Origin of the sequence: Streptomyces sp. NPDC086549, assembly GCF_044746205.1 — a bacterium.
GTDB lineage: Bacteria > Actinomycetota > Actinomycetes > Streptomycetales > Streptomycetaceae > Streptomyces.
Map to the genome: position 1 here is coordinate 900447 of NZ_JBIVBS010000002.1, position 15401 is coordinate 915847.

The following is a 15401-nucleotide window of genomic DNA, read 5'->3' on the forward strand; positions in this document are numbered from 1 at the left end:
GCCGGCGGCCGCCTCGCTGCCCCTAGAGGCTGACGCCCACCGTCACCGGCTCGTTGACCAGCGTGATCCCGAAGACCGCGTGGACGCCCGCGACGACCTCACGGGCCAGCGCGAGCAGGTCCTCGGTGGTGGCCCCGCCCCGGTTGGTGAGGGCGAGGGTGTGCTTGGTGGAGATGCGGGCGGGCCCGGTGCCGTATCCCTTGGTGAAACCCGCCTTGTCGATCAGCCAGGCCGCGGAGGTCTTGGTGTGGCTGTCGCCCGCGGGGTAGGCGGGCGCCTCGACGCCGTCGCCCAGCCGCTCGCGCACGCGTGCGTGGAACGCGGCGTACTGCTCGTGGGTGAGGATCGGGTTGGTGAAGAAGGACCCGGCCGACCAGGTGTCGTGGTCCTCGGGGTCCAGGACCATGCCCTTCCCGGCACGCAGCTTCAGAACGGTCTCGCGGGCGGCGGCGAGCGGCACCCGGTCACCCGGCTCGACGCCGAGGGCGCGGGCCGTCTCGGCGTACTTCACCGGCGCCGACAGCCCGTGCGCGTTCTCCAGCTCGAAGCGGACGCGCAGGACGACATAGCGCGCGGGGTCGGCCTTGAAGCGGCTGTGGCGGTACGAGAAGGCGCACTCCTCGTTGGTGAGGGCGACCGTCTCCCCGTTGCGCCGGTCGTACGCGATCACCTCGGTGATCGTCGAGGAGACGTCCTGGCCGTACGCGCCGACGTTCTGGATCGGCGTCGCGCCGGCCGATCCCGGGATCCCGGCCAGGCACTCGACACCGGCGAGCCCGGCCTCGACGGTGCGGGCGACGGCGTCGGTCCACACCTCGCCGGCGGCCAGCTCCAGCGTCGTTCCGCGCAGCTCGAACCCGGTCGTGGCGATGCGCAGGGCGGTGCCGTCGAAGCCCTTGTCGCCGATGACGAGGTTCGATCCGCCGCCGATGACCAGCAGCGGCGTTCCGCTGTCGTCGGCCTCGCGCACGGCGTCGATCACCTCGGCGTCGGTGGTCGCGGTGACGAGCCGGGTGGCGGGGCCGCCCAGCCGGAAGGTGGTCAGCGGGGCGAGGGGGGCGTCGTGGAGTTCCTGCACGCGCCCAAGACTACGAGACACCGGTGACAGCCCCGGCGGGGCGGCACCCCTCACCCCGCCACGCGTGCGTACGGCCCCGTTCGCATGGAACGGGGCCGTACGCGCGCGTGTCCGTCACGAGAGCGCCAGTGCCTCAGCCGGCCACGGCCTCCAGGGCCGGTGACTGCTCGCTCGCCGTCACGAGCCTCGCGGCGCGGCGTCGGGCCGGGATCACCAGGGCGGCGACCGCGGCGAGGGCGACCACTCCGGAGCCCGTGGCCAGCGCGGGCCGCAGGCCGTCGACGAAGGACTGGGCGGACTCGTAACCGCCCTGTGCCGAGAAGATCGACGACATGACCGCGACGCCGAGCGCGCCGCCCACCTCGCGCAGCGCGTTGTTGGCGCCGGAGGCGATGCCCTGCTCCTGCGGGCGGACGCTGGACATCACCAGGTTGGCGGCCGGGGCGAAGTAGAGGGCCATGCCGATGCCGCTGATGATCAGGGCGGGCAGCTGTGCGGCGTAGGAGGCGGTGGCGGTGTCCACGTAGGCCAGGTAGCCGAGCCCGATGGCCTGCAGGAACAGTCCGGTGGCCACGACGGGGCGGCCGCCGATGCGGTCGGAGAGGATTCCGGCGATGGGTGCGACGAGCATCGGCATGCCGGTCCAGGGGAGCATCCGCAGTCCCGCCTCGGTGGGCGAGTAGGCGAGCACGCCCTGCATGTACTGGCTGAGCAGGAAGATCGACCCGAACATCCCGAGGAACATCAGCAGGCTCGCGGCGTTGATGCCCGCGAAGGCGCGGGAGCGGAACAGACGCATGGGGAGCATGGGGTTCTCGGCGCGGGAGCCATGGACGACGAAGGCGGTCAGCAGGACGGTGCCCGCGATCAGCCCGGTCAGCACGAGGGAGCTGGTCCAGCCGTCGGCGGGTCCGCGGACCAGGCCGTAGACGAGACCGAAGAGGCCGCCGCTGGCGAGCAGGGTGCCGGGGATGTCGAGCCGGGCGCCGGGGCCGTACGACTCGGCGAGACGGAGGCGGGCGAGCGGCAGCAGGGCCAGTCCGAGCGGGACGTTCAGCCAGAAGATCCAGTGCCAGGAGACGTGTTCGGTGAGGCTGCCGCCGATGAGCGGCCCGGAGGCGACCGCGAGGCCGTTGACGGCGCCCCAGATGCCGTACGCCATCCCGCGCTTGGCGGCGGGCACGGCGGCGGTGAGCAGGGTCATCGTGAGCGGCATCATGATGGCCGCGCCGATGCCCTGGACCGCGCGGGCGGCGATCAGGGAGTCGATGCCGGGCGCCATGGCCGCGGCGGCGGAGGCACCGGTGAAGACGGTGAGCCCGGCGAGGAAGAGCCGGCGGCGGCCGAAGCGGTCACCGAGCGCGGCGCCGAACATCAGCAGCACGGCGAAGGTGAGCGTGTAGGCGCTCACGGTCCATTCCAGGTCGCCCAGCGCTCCGCCGAGGTCCCCGCGGATGGAGGGCAGTGCGGTGGTGACGACGAGGTTGTCGAGGGACGCCATGAATCCGGCGACGCTGGTGATGACGAGGGCCCAGACGATCTGTCCGCGCCGTGCGGTGGTCGGTTCGGTCGGCTGTGCGGTGTGCTGTTCCGTCAGCCGTTCCGTCTGCTGTTCCGTCTGCCGTTCCGTCTGCTGTGACATCGCTCCCCCAGAGCGTGATCGATCCGCGATCAATGATTAGTTATCGATTACTAACTTTCGCGCCCATGAAAAGACGGCGGACCGCCTCCCCCTGTAGCCCTACTTCTCCAGCCGCCCCGTGAGCCGGGCGCTCGGATACATCCCCTGCCAGACCTGATGCTCCGGCGGAAACCCCATGGCCGCGAGGGTGTTGATGAGCATCCCGTAGGCCAGGAAGGTTGTGGTCTCGCTCACATCGGCCCCCAGCGGCAGGTGCACGGTCTCCCAGAGCTTCATCCAGCCGGCCCGTACGGCCTCGCCGAACTCATGGTCCCCCTCCGCCTCGGCGGCCGCGACGGTGACGTACGTCTGCATCTGCATCTGGAGCCGTTCCGGATGCTCCTGGATCAGACGCACGTACGCGTTGGCCATGGCATGCAGGGCCTCCTCACCCTCCAGCCCCTCGGCCGCCTCGCCGAAGACGTTGCACACGTCCTCCACGCAGCGCTCCGAGGCGGCGGCGAAGATCGCCTTCTTGCCCGGGAACAGCCGGAAGAGGTACGGCTGCGAGACACCCACACGCTTGGCGATCGCCTCGGTGGAGGTGCCGTAGTAGCCCTTCTGCGCGAACTCGGCGATCGCCGCGCGCACGACGCTCTCGCGCCTCTCGTCCGCACTCATCCTGGCCATGCAAGTAAGTTAGTGCTCAATCACTAACTATGTCAAGGGCTGACGCCGAAGAGCTCGCGCCGAGCCCGCGCGGGAACGCGTAAGGGGCGCCCCACAAGGGAGGACGCCCCTTACCGCACGCACGCGCTCAGACCAGTCGCACAACCGCCCGCGACATCCCGAGCACCTTCTGCCCGCCGCTGGTCACCGTCAGGTCGACCCGCACGGTGTTGTCGTCGAGCTTGGCGCCCACCTTGCCGGAGACCTCGATCACGGCACCCTCGTCGTCGTTCGGGACGACGACGGGCTTGGTGAAGCGGACGCCGTAGTCCACGAGCGCCCCCGGGTCCCCGGCCCAGTCGGTGACGACGCGGATGGCCTCGGCCATGGTGAACATGCCGTGCGCGATGACGTCCGGCAGGCCCACCTCCTTGGCGAACTTCTCGTTCCAGTGGATGGGGTTGAAGTCCCCGGAGGCACCCGCGTACCGGACGAGGGTGGCCCGGTCCACGGGGAAGGACTGCGCCGGCAGCTCGGTGCCGACCTCGACGTCGTCGTAAGCGATCCTCGCCGTCATCGGTTCCTCACGCCTCCTCGGCCGCGCGGGCCACGAGCTTGGTCCAGGCGGTCACGACGTGCTCGCCGGCTTCGTCGTGGACCTCACCGCGGATGTCCAGGATGTCGTTGCCCGCCATGGACTTCACGGCTTCGATGGTCGACGTCACCGTGAGCCGGTCGCCGGCGCGCACCGGGCGCTTGTAGGCGAACTTCTGGTCACCGTGCACCACCCGGCTGTAGTCCAGGCCCAGCTGCGGGTCCTGGACGACCTGCCCCGCCGCCTTGAAGGTGATCGAGAACACGAAGGTCGGCGGAGCGATCACGTCGGCATACCCGAGCGCCTTGGCGGCCTCCGGGTCGGTGTATGCCGGATTGCCGTCTCCGACGGCCTCCGCGAACTCGCGGATCTTCTCCCGGCCGACCTCATAGGGATCGGTGGGCGGGTAGGTCCGTCCCACGAAGGACTGGTCGAGCGCCATGGGCTCGGCACCTCCTGCTTGCTCTACTGGCCGGTACAGGTCACTGAACGACGCGAGGCCGCCCCCGATCACTCGGGAGCGGCCTCGTCGTACGAGCCTGATTTATCGCGTTTCGCGGTGCGCGGTGTGCGCGTTGCAACGCGGGCAGTGCTTCTTCATCTCAAGACGGTCCGGGTTGTTACGCCGGTTCTTCTTGGTGATGTAGTTCCGCTCCTTGCACTCCACGCAGGCCAGCGTGATCTTCGGGCGGACGTCGGTGGCAGCCACGTGAGTGCTCCTTGACGAACGGGTGGGATTAATTCAACGCAAGAAAGAGTAGCCGATCGAAGGACCGACCCCGCAATCGGCTACTGTCAGTAGCGGTGACCGGACTTGAACCGGTGACACAGCGATTATGAGCCGCTTGCTCTACCGACTGAGCTACACCGCTTTGATGTGATCCGTTCCCGCCTCGCGACGGGAACTTCTCACACCAGAGCCCCAATACGGAATCGAACCGTAGACCTTCTCCTTACCATGGAGACGCTCTGCCGACTGAGCTATTGGGGCGAGCGATGAAGACATTACACGCTCGGCAGCCGTTCACCCAAATCCGTTTCGGGCAGCTCTCCAGGCCCGCTCCCCAGGGCTTCCCGGCGGCCCCGCACGCACCTCTCGTGCACGCCTTCCCCTGCCCGAGCGCGGTCGGCTTCCGCACGACGGACCACGCCAGTACGACTATTGCGCTCCTCCCCGTCCCACGCGGTTCGTCACCCTAGGCTCGACTCACTCTGCGTGATCTTGCGTCCCCCGTGCACGGTCCCCGAGTTTCCAGCCCCCGTGGCCCCCTGGACCCCCGAGCCCTTGGAGCGCGATGCCCGACAGCCAGCCGCAGCCGCCCCCTCCGTCGTCGAACTCGTCGGGGTCCTCGGGACAGTCCGACACGGCCGCCCTGCTGCTGTGCGGGGCGCGGCTCACCGACGGCCGGACCGTGGACGTGCGGCTGGGCGGCGGGCGCATCGAGGCGGTCGGCACGGCCGGGAGCCTGGCACCGGGCCCGCCCCGCGTCACGGGCACGCGCGTGGACCTCGCCGGCTATCTGCTCCTCCCCGCCCCGGCCGAACCGCACGCCCACGCCGACACCGCGCTGTCGGCCGACGCCGGCGGCCCCGTCACGTACGACCCGGAGGACGTCCAGCGCCGGTCCACCGAGGCCGCCCTCCTGCAACTCGGCCACGGGGCCACCGCGCTGCGGGCGCACGTGCGCGTGGGCGACGTCCAGGCGCTGGGCGCCCTGAGCGCCGTACTGCGGACGCGGCGGTCGCTGCGCGGGCTCGCGGAGCTGACGACGGTGGCGATGCCGCGGGTGCTGACCGGTGCGGCCGGGGCGGAGGGGCTCGCGATACTGCGGGACGCGGTGAAGATGGGCGCCGCGGTGGTGGGCGGTTGTCCGGATCTGGACCCCGACCCCACGGGCTATGTGGAGACGGTCCTGGAGGTGGCCTCCGAGCACGGCTGCCCCGTCGACCTGCACACCGACGCCGCGGACCCGGCCCGCCTGGCCCGGCTCGCGGCGATGGCGGGCGGACTGCGCCCCGGCGTCGCCCTCGGCCCCTGCGCGGGCCTCGCCCGCCTGCCCGCCGAGGCGGCCTCCCGTGTCGCGGACCAGCTCGCGGCCGCCGGGGTCGCGGTGGTGTGCCTGCCCCAGGGCGGCTGCGGGGGCGTCGACCGGCGGGGTACGGCTCCGGTACGGCTCCTTCGGGCGGCCGGGGTCCGGGTCGCGGCCGGCAGCGGCGCCCTGCGGGACGTCTCCAACCCCGTCGGCCGCGGCGACCCCCTGGAAGCGGCGTACCTTCTGTCCTCCCGCCACGGCCTGCGTCCCGAGGACGCCTACGACGCGGTGAGCACCTCCGCCCGCGCGGTCCTCGGCCTCCCGGAGGTCCGCGTGGAGGCCGGTTTCCCCGCCGAACTCCTCGCCGTGCGCGGTGACCATCTGGCAGGCGCCCTGTCCCTCGCGTACAGCCGAATCGTGGTGCACCGGGGACGCGTGGTGGCCCGCACCAGCGCGGTGCGGGAGTACTGCAACTCGGCGGCAGCGGCGGAACTGGGGCTGCCTCGGCAGGGACGGGGAGAGGTGTCCTAGAGGCGTCCTAGAGGCGTCCTAGAGGCGTCTCAGGGGGCGGGTGGGACGGATGGCTTCCCGCCCCCTGCGCGCTGTCCCCTGCGCGCTGTCCCGGAACCCAACTCCCCGGGCGGTCCTGGAGTCATGCGGCAGTCGCCGCTCTTCGGGCGTACGGTCGGAAACATGCGCATTGTGATTGCTGGTGGTCATGGTCAGATCGGGCTGCGGCTGGAGCGGCTGCTCTCCGCGCGCGGGGACGAGCCCGCGGGGATCATCCGCAAGGCCGAGCAGGGTGACGACCTGCGGGAGGCCGGCGCCGAACCGGTCCTGCTCGACCTGGAGTCGGCCTCGGTGGAGGAGGTGGCGGAACACCTGAGCGGTGCGGACGCGGCGGTGTTCGCGGCGGGCGCCGGGCCGGGCAGCGGCGCGGCGCGGAAGGACACGGTGGACAAGGGCGCGGCGATGCTGTTCGCGGACGCGGCCGTCCGTGCGGGCGTGCGCCGTTTCCTGGTCGTCTCCTCGATGGGCGCGGACCCCGCACGCAAGGGCGACGACGTCTTCGACGTGTATCTGCGGGCCAAGGGCGAGGCGGACGCGTACATCAGCACCCTGGACGCGCTGGACTGGACGATCCTGCGCCCCGGTTCGCTGACGGACGACACGGGCACCGGCCAAGTACGCCTGGAGGCGCACACGGGCCCCGGCGCGGTCCCGCGCGACGACGTGGCCACCGTCCTGGCGGAACTGGTCGACACCCCGGCGACGGCCGGTCTCACTCTGGAGCTGATCAGCGGGTCGACGCCGGTTTCGGTGGCGGTGAAGTCGGTGGCAGGGAACTGAGCTTGCCCCTGTCCCGGGGCGGTCGGACCCTTCGGAACGTCGAATCCTTCGGGACCTCGGATCCTTCAGAACAGCGGCAGCTGCCCGGGGAACTCCGGTACGACGTATCCGTCCAACGACGGCTGGACCGCCCCCAGTTGCGCCTGCCGCCGCGACCCGGCGCAGGACACGAGTTCCCCACTCTCCCGCGCTCCGGGCGGATCGTGCCGCGCGAAACGTCCCGCGACAACGGCGATTTCACGACGACAGACCGGACAGGTTCTTCGACGGGAGGACGAGGACCAGGACATGGGGTCAGTGTGCCCCGGAACGGAGCGGACGTACCGGGCTCTCCACGACGGCGTCCCGACCACCCCGTCCCGCTGTGACACAGATCATCACGCACCCCCGCTCCAGGCGGAGGGCCGGAGCACCGGACTGCTCGCTACATGCCGGAACACAAAGAGACCCCCTCCACAGAGTGGAGGGGGTCTTCCCCAGTGTGGCGGCGCCAGGATTCGAACCTGGGAAGGCTGAGCCGGCAGATTTACAGTCTGCTCCCTTTGGCCGCTCGGGCACACCGCCGGGGTTTGCTGCCACGTCGAACCGCTTTCCGGCGGTGTTCCCTGGCAACGACGTAAACAATACCCGATACGGAGGGGTGCTTCGCCACTCGATTGATCGGCGCCTGGCGGACGCGGGGTGGCTAGGCTGGTGCGGATGCGGCCCGGCCCAGTGCCGGGCTCGGCGGCCACTCCGCGCCCGCCGACACGCACCCGATACGCACACGGACACAAGGAGCCACAGGACATGGCCGACTCCAGTTTCGACATCGTCTCGAAGGTCGAGCGGCAGGAGGTCGACAACGCACTCAACCAGGCCGCCAAGGAGGTCTCGCAGCGCTACGACTTCAAGGGCGTGGGCGCCTCGATCGCCTGGTCCGGCGAGAAGATCCTGATGCAGGCCAACTCCGAGGAGCGGGTCAAGGCGATCCTCGACGTCTTCCAGTCCAAGCTGATCAAGCGCGGCATCTCGCTGAAGGCGCTGGACGCGGGCGAGCCCCAGCTTTCCGGCAAGGAGTACAAGATCTTCGCGTCGATCGAGGAGGGCATCTCCCAGGAGAACGCGAAGAAGGTGGCGAAGATCATCCGCGACGAGGGGCCGAAGGGCGTGAAGGCCCAGGTCCAGGGCGACGAGCTGCGCGTCAGCTCCAAGAGCCGCGACGACCTGCAGGCCGTGATCACCCTTCTGAAGGGGCAGGACTTCGACTTCGCGCTGCAGTTCGTGAACTACCGGTAGTCCCGCGGCCTAGCACGAGGGAGGCCGAGTACGAGGAAGGGTGGGCACCCGGTGGTGCCCACCCTTCTCGCCTGCTGGCTGCGGTCAGGGGGTGCGCTCAGTCGCGCGAGTTGCCGAACAGGATGCGGTAGACGATCAGCAGGACCAGCGAGCCACCGATCGCGGCGGCCCAGGTGGCGCCGTCGTAGAAGTTCTTGGTGATCGGATGGTCCAGCCAGTGGGCCGCTATCCAGCCCCCGATGAAGGCGCCCGCGACTCCGATGAGCGTCGTTCCGATGAAGCCGCCCGGGTCACGGCCCGGCAGCAGGAATTTCGCGATGGCTCCGGCCAACAGTCCCAGGATGATCCAACCGATGATGCTCATGCCGTGAACCTGCCCTCTCGCGCTGTGTCCGCACCGTCCCGGCCCTGCGACTTACGCCTGGGCCGGCTGTGCTTCACAGGCCGTGTCGTGCCGTGGTCCGGAGCGCTGTCGCGCGCGTGTTCGTGCCGTGCTGACGAAGAAGACGTCATGGGGGCACCGGGCGGTTGCAGGGATCAGTAGGGTGCGGCGCATGACACCCCCCGAATCCGGACCCTCCGAATCCGGCCTGCGACGCACCCTCGGGGTGCGGGACGCCGTGGTCGTCGGCCTGGGCTCGATGATCGGGGCAGGGGTTTTCTCCGCTCTGGGGCCCGCGGCGCGGGCGGCCGGATCGGGGCTGCTCGCCGGGCTGGCCCTCGCGGCCCTGGTGGCCTACTGCAACGCCACGTCCTCGGCGCGGCTGGCCGCCCTGTATCCGGCATCGGGCGGCACGTACGTGTACGGGCGCGAGCGGCTCGGGGACTTCTGGGGGTACCTCGCGGGCTGGTCGTTCATCGTCGGGAAGACAGCCTCCTGCGCGGCCATGGCGCTGACTGTGGGGACGTACGTCTGGCCGGAACAGGCGCACGCGGTGGCCGTCGCGGCCGTGGTGGCGCTGACCGCGGTGAACTACGGCGGCGTCCAGAAGTCCGCCTGGCTGACGCGGGTGATCGTGGCTGTGGTGCTGGCGGTCCTCGCTTCCGTCGTGGTGGTGTGCCTCGGCTCCGGGCAGTCCGATGCCGGCCGGCTGGACGTCGGGGTCTCGTCGGGCGTGGGCGGGCTGCTTCAGGCGGCGGGTCTGCTGTTCTTCGCGTTCGCCGGGTACGCGCGGATCGCGACCCTGGGTGAGGAGGTACGGGATCCGGCACGCACCATTCCGCGCGCGATCCCCCTGGCCCTCGGTATCGCGCTGGCGGTGTACGCGTGCGTGGCCGTCGCCGTCCTCTCCGTGCTCGGCGCGGAGGCTCTCGGGCACGCGAGCGCGCCGCTGGCCGACGCGGTGAGGGCGGCCGGAGTGCCGGGGCTGGAGCCCGTGGTGCGGGTGGGAGCCGCGGTGGCCGCGCTGGGGTCGCTGCTCGCGCTGATCCTGGGTGTGTCCCGGACGACGCTGGCGATGGCCCGCGACCGCCATCTGCCCAAGGCCCTGGCCGCGGTGCATCCGCGCTTCCGGGTCCCGCACCGGGCGGAGCTGGCCGTCGGCACGGTCGTCGCCGTGCTGGCCGCGACGGTGGACGTACGGGGTGCCATCGGCTTCTCCTCCTTCGGTGTGCTGGCCTATTACGCGGTGGCCAACGCCTCGGCCTGGACGCTGAGCCCGGCTCCGCTGTCGCGCGCCGTGCCGGCGATGGGGCTGCTGGGGTGCGTGACACTGGCGTTCGCGCTGCCGGCGGCCGCGGTGGCCGTCGGGGCGGGTGTGCTGGCGGTGGGCGCCGGGGCCTACGGCGTACGGCTGTGGGCGGGTGCCCGATAGGAAGGCGTGAGGACGGCTTCCCGGCGCGCGCCCGGCTCCGCTCGGCTGGATATGGCCGCGTCGCCGGGTGCGGGTGGTGAAGGCCGGCCCCATGGACGGGGAGCGCGGGACTGGGAAGCCGCCCGTGTCGGCGGCTGCTCGATCTCGGTCATGGCTTCATGGTGCAGGCCGGCGCTGACAATCGGGCGGGCCTGTGGACAACAGCGGATGTGTGGAAAACCTGCGGGGAGCGGCCGGTCGGTGTCGGTCGGGAACGATCGGCTGGTGACGGGCCGGGAACAGCCCCGCTGGTGACCTGGCCGGCCGGGAAGGCCGCGTGCGGTCAGCGCGCCGCGAACGGCTGGTCCGTGGGCACGATCTCGCGTCCCAGCGGCAGCAGGGAGACCGGGATCAGCTTGAAGTTGGCGATACCGAACGGGATGCCGATGATCGTGAGGCACAGGGCGATGCCCGTGACGATGTGGGCGATGGCCAGCCACCAGCCCGCGAGGATCAGCCACAGGACGTTGCCGATGCAGGAGGCGGCTCCGGCGTCACGGCGCTCGACCGTCGTGTATCCGAAGGGCCACAGGGCGTAGACGCCGATGCGGAAGGCCGCTATGCCGAACGGGATGCCGATGATCGTGAGGCACAGCAGTACGCCCGCCAGCAGATACGCGAGAAACAGCCAGAATCCGCTCAGGACGAGCCAAATGACATTCAGGATGGTCTTCACCGGTTGCGACCTGCCATCTTCTCGAGTCGGGCGATTCGGTCCGCCATCGGCGGGTGCGTCGAGAACATCTTGGACAGTCCCTGGCCCGGCCGGAAGGGGTTCGCGATCATCATGTGGCTCGCTGTCTCGATCCGGGGCTCGGGAGGCAGCGGGAGCTGCTTGGTGCCGGCGTCCAGCTTGCGCAGGGCGCCGGCGAGAGCGAGCGGGTCGCCGGTGAGCTGGGCGCCCGATGCGTCGGCCTCGTACTCCCTGGAGCGGCTGATGGCGAGTTGGATGACGCTGGCGGCGAGCGGACCCAGGATCATGATCAGCAGCAGGCCGAGGATGCCGGGGCCGTCGTCGTCGTCGGAGCGGCCGATCGGGATGAGCCAGGCGAAGTTGACCAGGAACATGATCACCGAGGCGAGGGCTCCGGCGACCGACGAGATGAGGATGTCGCGGTTGTAGACGTGGCTGAGCTCGTGGCCGATCACGCCGCGCAGCTCGCGCTCGTCCAGGATGCGCAGGATGCCTTCCGTGCAGCACACGGCGGCGTTGCGCGGGTTGCGGCCCGTCGCGAAGGCGTTCGGCGCTTCCGTCGGGGAGATGTACAGGCGGGGCATGGGCTGGCGGGCCTGGGTGGAGAGCTCACGGACCATGCGGTAGAGGGCGGGGGCCTCGAACTCGCTCACCGGGCGTGCACGCATCGCGCGTAGCGCCAGCTTGTCGCTGTTCCAGTACGCGTACGCGTTGGTGCCAAGCGCGACCAGGACGGCGACGATCAGCCCCGTGCGGCCGAAGAAGCTGCCGATGACGATGATGAGTGCGGACAGTCCCCCGAGGAGAACTGCCGTCCTGAGCCCGTTGTGCCGGCGGTGCACGGTACGCCCTCCAAGTGGTGCAGCAGGGGAACCCTTTGCTTGCTGATCTGCTTACTGATCTTCGAAGCCACTGGTGCCGTGGTGTCACGTCCAGTGGACCCTCCCGCACTGGTCAACGCCAGGCGGCAACCACTAGTTCCCTTGTGCGTGCGGCCGCGCGGGTGGGCTGTTCGGGTGTCGGCGACCGTGGGCGGCACGCGCGCGCGGGGCCGGGTGTCCCACGCGCGCGTGGAGGCCTCAGAACAGGCCGGTGGCCGCGAAGCGCAGCACCAGCTGGGGCGCTCCGGACAGGGCGACGCCTAGGACGGCGGTGAGGGTGATCGCGGCCGTGAGCGGGGCGGGGACGCGGTGCTTCGCGGGCTCGCCCTCGGGGGCGCGGAACAGCAGGGCCGTCCACTGGAGGTAGTAGAAGAGGGCAATCACCACGTTGACGGCCATGACCACGGCCAGCCAGCCGAGGCCCGCGTCGACGGCCGCGGAGAAGACGGTGACCTTCGCGAAGAGGCCGATGATGCCCGGCGGCAACCCGGCGAGGCACAGCAGGAAGAAGGCCAGGATCAGGGCGGCCAGGGGGTTCGACGCGTAAAGCCCCCGGTAGTCCGAGATGCGGTTGAGGGACTTCGTACGGCCCACCACGGCGGCCACCGCGAAGGCGCCGAGGTTCACGGCGCCGTACATGAGGGCGTACGCGACGGTGGAACCGATCGCCTTCTGGGGGTCCTTGACGTATCCCGCGGCGGCGATCGGCACCAGGAGGTAGCCGGCCTGGCCCACGGAGGACCAGGCGAGCAGCCGTACCGCGCTGTACGCGCGCGTGGCCTGTTGCCGCAGGGCGCCGACGTTGCCGACGGTCATGGTGAGGGCGGCCAGCGCGGCGAGGGCGGGACCCCAGACGTCGCCGTACGAGGGAAGGGCGACGACGGTGACGAGGATCAGGCCGGAGAAGCCGACCGCCTTGCCGACGACCGACAGGTAGGCGGCGACGGGGAGCGGGGCTCCCACATAGGTGTCGGGCACCCAGAAGTGGAAGGGGACGGCGGCCGTCTTGAAGGCGAAGCCGACGAGAGTGAGGACGACTCCGGCCTGGGCGAGGGTGTGGAGCTGCCCGGGGACGTGCTGGATCCGGTCGGCGACCTGGGTCAGGTAGAGGGTGCCCGTGGAGGCGTACACGAAGCTGATGCCCATCAGGCTGACCGCGGTGGCGGTGACCGACGACAGGAAGAACTTCAGGGCCGCTTCGGAGGACTTCCGGTCGCCGTGCCGGATGCCGACGAGGGCGAACGCGGGCAGGGAGGCGACTTCCAGGGCCACGACGAGGGTCGCGAGGTCGCGGGAGGCGGGCAGCAGGGCGGCGCCCGATGCCGAGGACAGCAGCAGGAACCAGAACTCGCCTTCGGGGATGTTCCGGCGCGCGTCCTTCAGCGCGGTGACCGACAGCAGGGCCGCGAGGAGGGCGCCGCCGAGGACGAGGAACTGGATGACGAGGGTGAACCGGTCGGCCGTGTAGCTGCACACGTGCGGGTCGCCGGTCAGGCAGAACGTGCTGCGGTCGCCGTCCAGGAGCGGCAGCAGCAGGAGGGCCGAGACGGCGAGTCCCGCGACGGAGACCCAGCCGAGGACCGCCTTCCTGGCGTCGGGCACGAACAGGTCAGCGACGAGGACGGCGAGTGCGACGACCGCCGCGGCGGTGGGCGGGGCGATGGCGAGCCAGTCGACGGACTGGACCGCCGACTGGGCCAGCGGCTGGGCCAGGGCGCTCATCGGGTGCCTCCTGCGAGGAGCTGCTGCACAGCCGGATCGGTGAGGCCGAGGAGGACCTTGGGCCACAGTCCGGCGACGACGGTGAGGGCGACGAGCGGCGTCCAGGCCGCGAACTCGTACGTGTGTACGTCGGCGAGCTTCGGCATGTCCTGCGGTACGGCGCCCATGCAGACGCGGCGGACCACGACGAGCATGTACGCGGCCGTCAGCAGCGTGCCGAACGCGGCGATGGACATGAACGTGAGGAACGCGGGCCGGCTGAGGTCGGCCGCGGGGTTGAACGCGCCGAAGAGGGCCAGCATCTCGCCCCAGAACCCGGCCAGGCCGGGCAGGCCGAGCGAGGCGACCGCGGCGAAGGCCAGTAGGCCGCCCATACGCGGGGCCTTGCCGTACAGCGCGGCGCCCGTCTGGAAATGATTCGGCGCGGCGGAGCCGCTCGTTGAGGGGCGGTGGTCGGGCGACGGGAGGGAGAGGGCGTCGAGGTCGGTCGTGCCCGTGCGGTCCTTCAGCGCGCCGACCAGGAAGAAGAGGAGGCCGGTGATGAGGCCGTGGGCGATGTTGGCGAACAGCGCGCCGTTCACGCCGGTCGGGGTCATGGTCGCGATGCCGAGCAGGACGAAGCCCATGTGGCCGACGGAGGAGTAGGCGATGAGCCGCTTCAGATCGCCCTTCGCGCCCTGCTTGGCGAGGGCGAGGCAGGCGAGGGATCCGTAGATGATCCCGACGACGGCGAAGGCGGCGAGGTAGGGCGCGAAGGTGTGGAAGCCGTCCGGCGCGATCGGCAGCAGGATCCGGACGAAACCGTACGTACCCATCTTCAGCAGCACACCGGCCAGCAGGACCGAACCCACGGTCGGGGCGGAGGTGTGGGCGTCCGGCAGCCAGCTGTGCAGCGGCCACATCGGCGTCTTGACCGCGAGCCCGATCCCGATCGCCAAAACCGCGATGACCTGCACGGATGTGGTCAGCGACCGGCCGTTGTCAGTGGCGAGTGCCACCATGTCGAATGTGCCCGCCTTGATTCCGATCAGGAGCAGGCCGAGCAGCATGACGACGGACCCGAGCAGCGTGAACAGGATGAACTTCCAGGCGGCCTGGGTCCGGCCCGCACCGCCCCAGCGGGCGATGAGGAAGTACATCGGGATGAGCACCATCTCGAACGCGAGGAAGAACAGCAGCAGGTCGAGGACGGCGAAGGCCGCGAGGGTGCCGGACTCGAGGACGAGCAGCAGCGCGACGAAGGCCTTCGGGCTCGGGCCCGCAGGCATCTTGAAGTAGGAGTAGAGCGCGCAGAGGAAGGTCAGCAGCGCGGTCAGGACCAGAAGGGGGAGGGAGATGCCGTCGATGCCGAGGTGGATCCGCACGTCGAGTGCGGGGATCCAGCTGATGTCGGTCGTGGCCTGCATCTTCGACGGCTGGTCGTGGTCGAAGCCGAGCACCAGGGCGATCGCGGCGATGAGGATCGCGCCGGTGACGGTCACGCCGTGCCGCAGCACGGCCTGCTCGGGGGACTTGCCCTTCAGTCCGGGCGGGGCGGGCAGCAGAGCGGCGACGGCGCCGAGGAGCGGGCCGACGACGACGAATGCCAGAAGGAACTGCATCACGGACTCGTTGATATCGATCACGC

At 70.5% G+C, this 15401-nt stretch carries 16 protein-coding genes and 3 tRNA genes; 4 read left to right on the top strand and 15 right to left on the bottom strand.

Annotated features, from left to right (window positions below; genetic code table 11):
• Positions 1–22 precede the first annotated feature (22 nt).
• The 8 genes from ACIPSA_RS10790 to ACIPSA_RS10825 all read right to left on the bottom strand — a co-directional run bounded on the left by ACIPSA_RS10790 (position 23) and on the right by ACIPSA_RS10825 (position 4954).
• A complete protein-coding gene (locus tag ACIPSA_RS10790; RefSeq protein WP_402631562.1) occupies positions 23–1078 on the bottom strand; it encodes a UDP-N-acetylmuramate dehydrogenase in 1056 nt (351 codons plus the stop codon).
• Between the two features lie 133 nt (positions 1079–1211).
• Positions 1212–2720, bottom strand: a complete 1509-nt coding sequence (locus ACIPSA_RS10795) for a DHA2 family efflux MFS transporter permease subunit (protein ID WP_402631565.1) — start codon at positions 2718–2720, stop codon at positions 1212–1214.
• 99 nt (positions 2721–2819) lie between these two features.
• On the bottom strand, positions 2820–3389 hold the full coding sequence (locus tag ACIPSA_RS10800) for a TetR/AcrR family transcriptional regulator (RefSeq protein ID WP_402631568.1): 570 nt from the start codon (positions 3387–3389) through the stop codon (positions 2820–2822).
• Positions 3390–3516: 127 nt separating this feature from the next.
• The gene (locus tag ACIPSA_RS10805; protein ID WP_402631571.1) at positions 3517–3945 is read right to left on the bottom strand and encodes a MaoC family dehydratase; all 429 of its coding nucleotides are present in this window, start codon (positions 3943–3945) and stop codon (positions 3517–3519) included.
• A gap of 7 nt (positions 3946–3952) precedes the next feature.
• Complete coding sequence (locus tag ACIPSA_RS10810; RefSeq protein WP_402631574.1) at positions 3953–4405, bottom strand: MaoC family dehydratase N-terminal domain-containing protein; 453 nt, start codon at positions 4403–4405, stop codon at positions 3953–3955.
• 102 nt (positions 4406–4507) lie between these two features.
• Positions 4508–4672, bottom strand: a complete 165-nt coding sequence (gene rpmG / locus ACIPSA_RS10815) for a 50S ribosomal protein L33 (protein WP_003948671.1) — start codon at positions 4670–4672, stop codon at positions 4508–4510.
• A 90-nt stretch (positions 4673–4762) separates the two neighbouring features.
• Positions 4763–4835, bottom strand: a tRNA-Met gene (locus ACIPSA_RS10820).
• A 46-nt stretch (positions 4836–4881) separates the two neighbouring features.
• Positions 4882–4954: transfer RNA gene (locus tag ACIPSA_RS10825), tRNA-Thr, on the bottom strand.
• Positions 4955–5258: 304 nt separating this feature from the next.
• Between ACIPSA_RS10825 and ACIPSA_RS10830 the strand changes: the two genes are divergently transcribed.
• Entirely contained in the window at positions 5259–6527 is a 1269-nt protein-coding gene (locus ACIPSA_RS10830) for an amidohydrolase family protein (RefSeq protein ID WP_402631577.1), read from the top strand.
• A 162-nt stretch (positions 6528–6689) separates the two neighbouring features.
• Entirely contained in the window at positions 6690–7346 is a 657-nt protein-coding gene (locus tag ACIPSA_RS10835) for an SDR family oxidoreductase (RefSeq protein WP_402631580.1), read from the top strand.
• Positions 7347–7411: 65 nt separating this feature from the next.
• On the opposite strand, the gene ACIPSA_RS10840 is transcribed toward ACIPSA_RS10835, so the two are convergent.
• Complete coding sequence (locus tag ACIPSA_RS10840) at positions 7412–7636, bottom strand: hypothetical protein (RefSeq protein WP_402631583.1); 225 nt, start codon at positions 7634–7636, stop codon at positions 7412–7414.
• Between the two features lie 192 nt (positions 7637–7828).
• A tRNA-Tyr gene (locus ACIPSA_RS10845) sits at positions 7829–7910 on the bottom strand.
• Between the two features lie 225 nt (positions 7911–8135).
• Between ACIPSA_RS10845 and ACIPSA_RS10850 the strand changes: the two genes are divergently transcribed.
• Positions 8136–8624: a YajQ family cyclic di-GMP-binding protein gene (locus ACIPSA_RS10850; RefSeq protein ID WP_369224607.1), complete on the top strand. Its 489-nt coding sequence runs from the start codon at positions 8136–8138 to the stop codon at positions 8622–8624.
• Positions 8625–8721: 97 nt separating this feature from the next.
• Here the strand turns inward: ACIPSA_RS10850 and ACIPSA_RS10855 are convergent, their stop codons facing one another.
• Positions 8722–8988: a GlsB/YeaQ/YmgE family stress response membrane protein gene (locus tag ACIPSA_RS10855; RefSeq protein WP_402631586.1), complete on the bottom strand. Its 267-nt coding sequence runs from the start codon at positions 8986–8988 to the stop codon at positions 8722–8724.
• 190 nt (positions 8989–9178) lie between these two features.
• Between ACIPSA_RS10855 and ACIPSA_RS10860 the strand changes: the two genes are divergently transcribed.
• Positions 9179–10438: an APC family permease gene (locus ACIPSA_RS10860; protein ID WP_402631589.1), complete on the top strand. Its 1260-nt coding sequence runs from the start codon at positions 9179–9181 to the stop codon at positions 10436–10438.
• A 322-nt stretch (positions 10439–10760) separates the two neighbouring features.
• Here ACIPSA_RS10860 and ACIPSA_RS10865 read toward each other — a convergent pair whose 3' ends face one another.
• The 4 genes from ACIPSA_RS10865 to ACIPSA_RS10880 form a co-directional block, all read right to left on the bottom strand.
• Positions 10761–11153, bottom strand: a complete 393-nt coding sequence (locus ACIPSA_RS10865; RefSeq protein WP_402631591.1) for a YccF domain-containing protein — start codon at positions 11151–11153, stop codon at positions 10761–10763.
• Entirely contained in the window at positions 11150–12013 is an 864-nt protein-coding gene (gene htpX / locus ACIPSA_RS10870) for a zinc metalloprotease HtpX (RefSeq protein ID WP_402631594.1), read from the bottom strand. The genes ACIPSA_RS10865 and htpX overlap by 4 nt, the downstream gene beginning before the upstream one ends.
• Before the next feature lie 237 nt (positions 12014–12250).
• Entirely contained in the window at positions 12251–13774 is a 1524-nt protein-coding gene (locus tag ACIPSA_RS10875; protein WP_402631597.1) for an NADH-quinone oxidoreductase subunit N, read from the bottom strand.
• Positions 13771–15399 (bottom strand): NuoM family protein, encoded by a 1629-nt coding sequence (locus tag ACIPSA_RS10880; RefSeq protein WP_402631600.1) that lies wholly within the window; start codon positions 15397–15399, stop codon positions 13771–13773. The genes ACIPSA_RS10875 and ACIPSA_RS10880 overlap by 4 nt, the downstream gene beginning before the upstream one ends.
• Positions 15400–15401: the final 2 nt, after the last annotated feature.

Bases quoted from the DNA above. Each gene is read 5' to 3' on its own strand.
- ACIPSA_RS10860 (WP_402631589.1), top strand. From the start codon at position 9,179: ATGACACCCCCCGAATCCGGACCCTCCGAATCCGGCCTGCGACGCACC.
- ACIPSA_RS10830 (WP_402631577.1), top strand. From the start codon at position 5,259: ATGCCCGACAGCCAGCCGCAGCCGCCCCCTCCGTCGTCGAACTCGTCG.
- ACIPSA_RS10795 (WP_402631565.1), bottom strand. From the start codon at position 2,720: ATGTCACAGCAGACGGAACGGCAGACGGAACAGCAGACGGAACGGCTG.
- ACIPSA_RS10810 (WP_402631574.1), bottom strand. From the start codon at position 4,405: ATGGCGCTCGACCAGTCCTTCGTGGGACGGACCTACCCGCCCACCGAT.
- ACIPSA_RS10855 (WP_402631586.1), bottom strand. From the start codon at position 8,988: ATGAGCATCATCGGTTGGATCATCCTGGGACTGTTGGCCGGAGCCATC.
- ACIPSA_RS10840 (WP_402631583.1), bottom strand. From the start codon at position 7,636: ATGTCCTGGTCCTCGTCCTCCCGTCGAAGAACCTGTCCGGTCTGTCGT.
- ACIPSA_RS10835 (WP_402631580.1), top strand. From the start codon at position 6,690: ATGCGCATTGTGATTGCTGGTGGTCATGGTCAGATCGGGCTGCGGCTG.
- ACIPSA_RS10805 (WP_402631571.1), bottom strand. From the start codon at position 3,945: ATGACGGCGAGGATCGCTTACGACGACGTCGAGGTCGGCACCGAGCTG.
- ACIPSA_RS10800 (WP_402631568.1), bottom strand. From the start codon at position 3,389: ATGGCCAGGATGAGTGCGGACGAGAGGCGCGAGAGCGTCGTGCGCGCG.
- ACIPSA_RS10875 (WP_402631597.1), bottom strand. From the start codon at position 13,774: ATGAGCGCCCTGGCCCAGCCGCTGGCCCAGTCGGCGGTCCAGTCCGTC.
- ACIPSA_RS10850 (WP_369224607.1), top strand. From the start codon at position 8,136: ATGGCCGACTCCAGTTTCGACATCGTCTCGAAGGTCGAGCGGCAGGAG.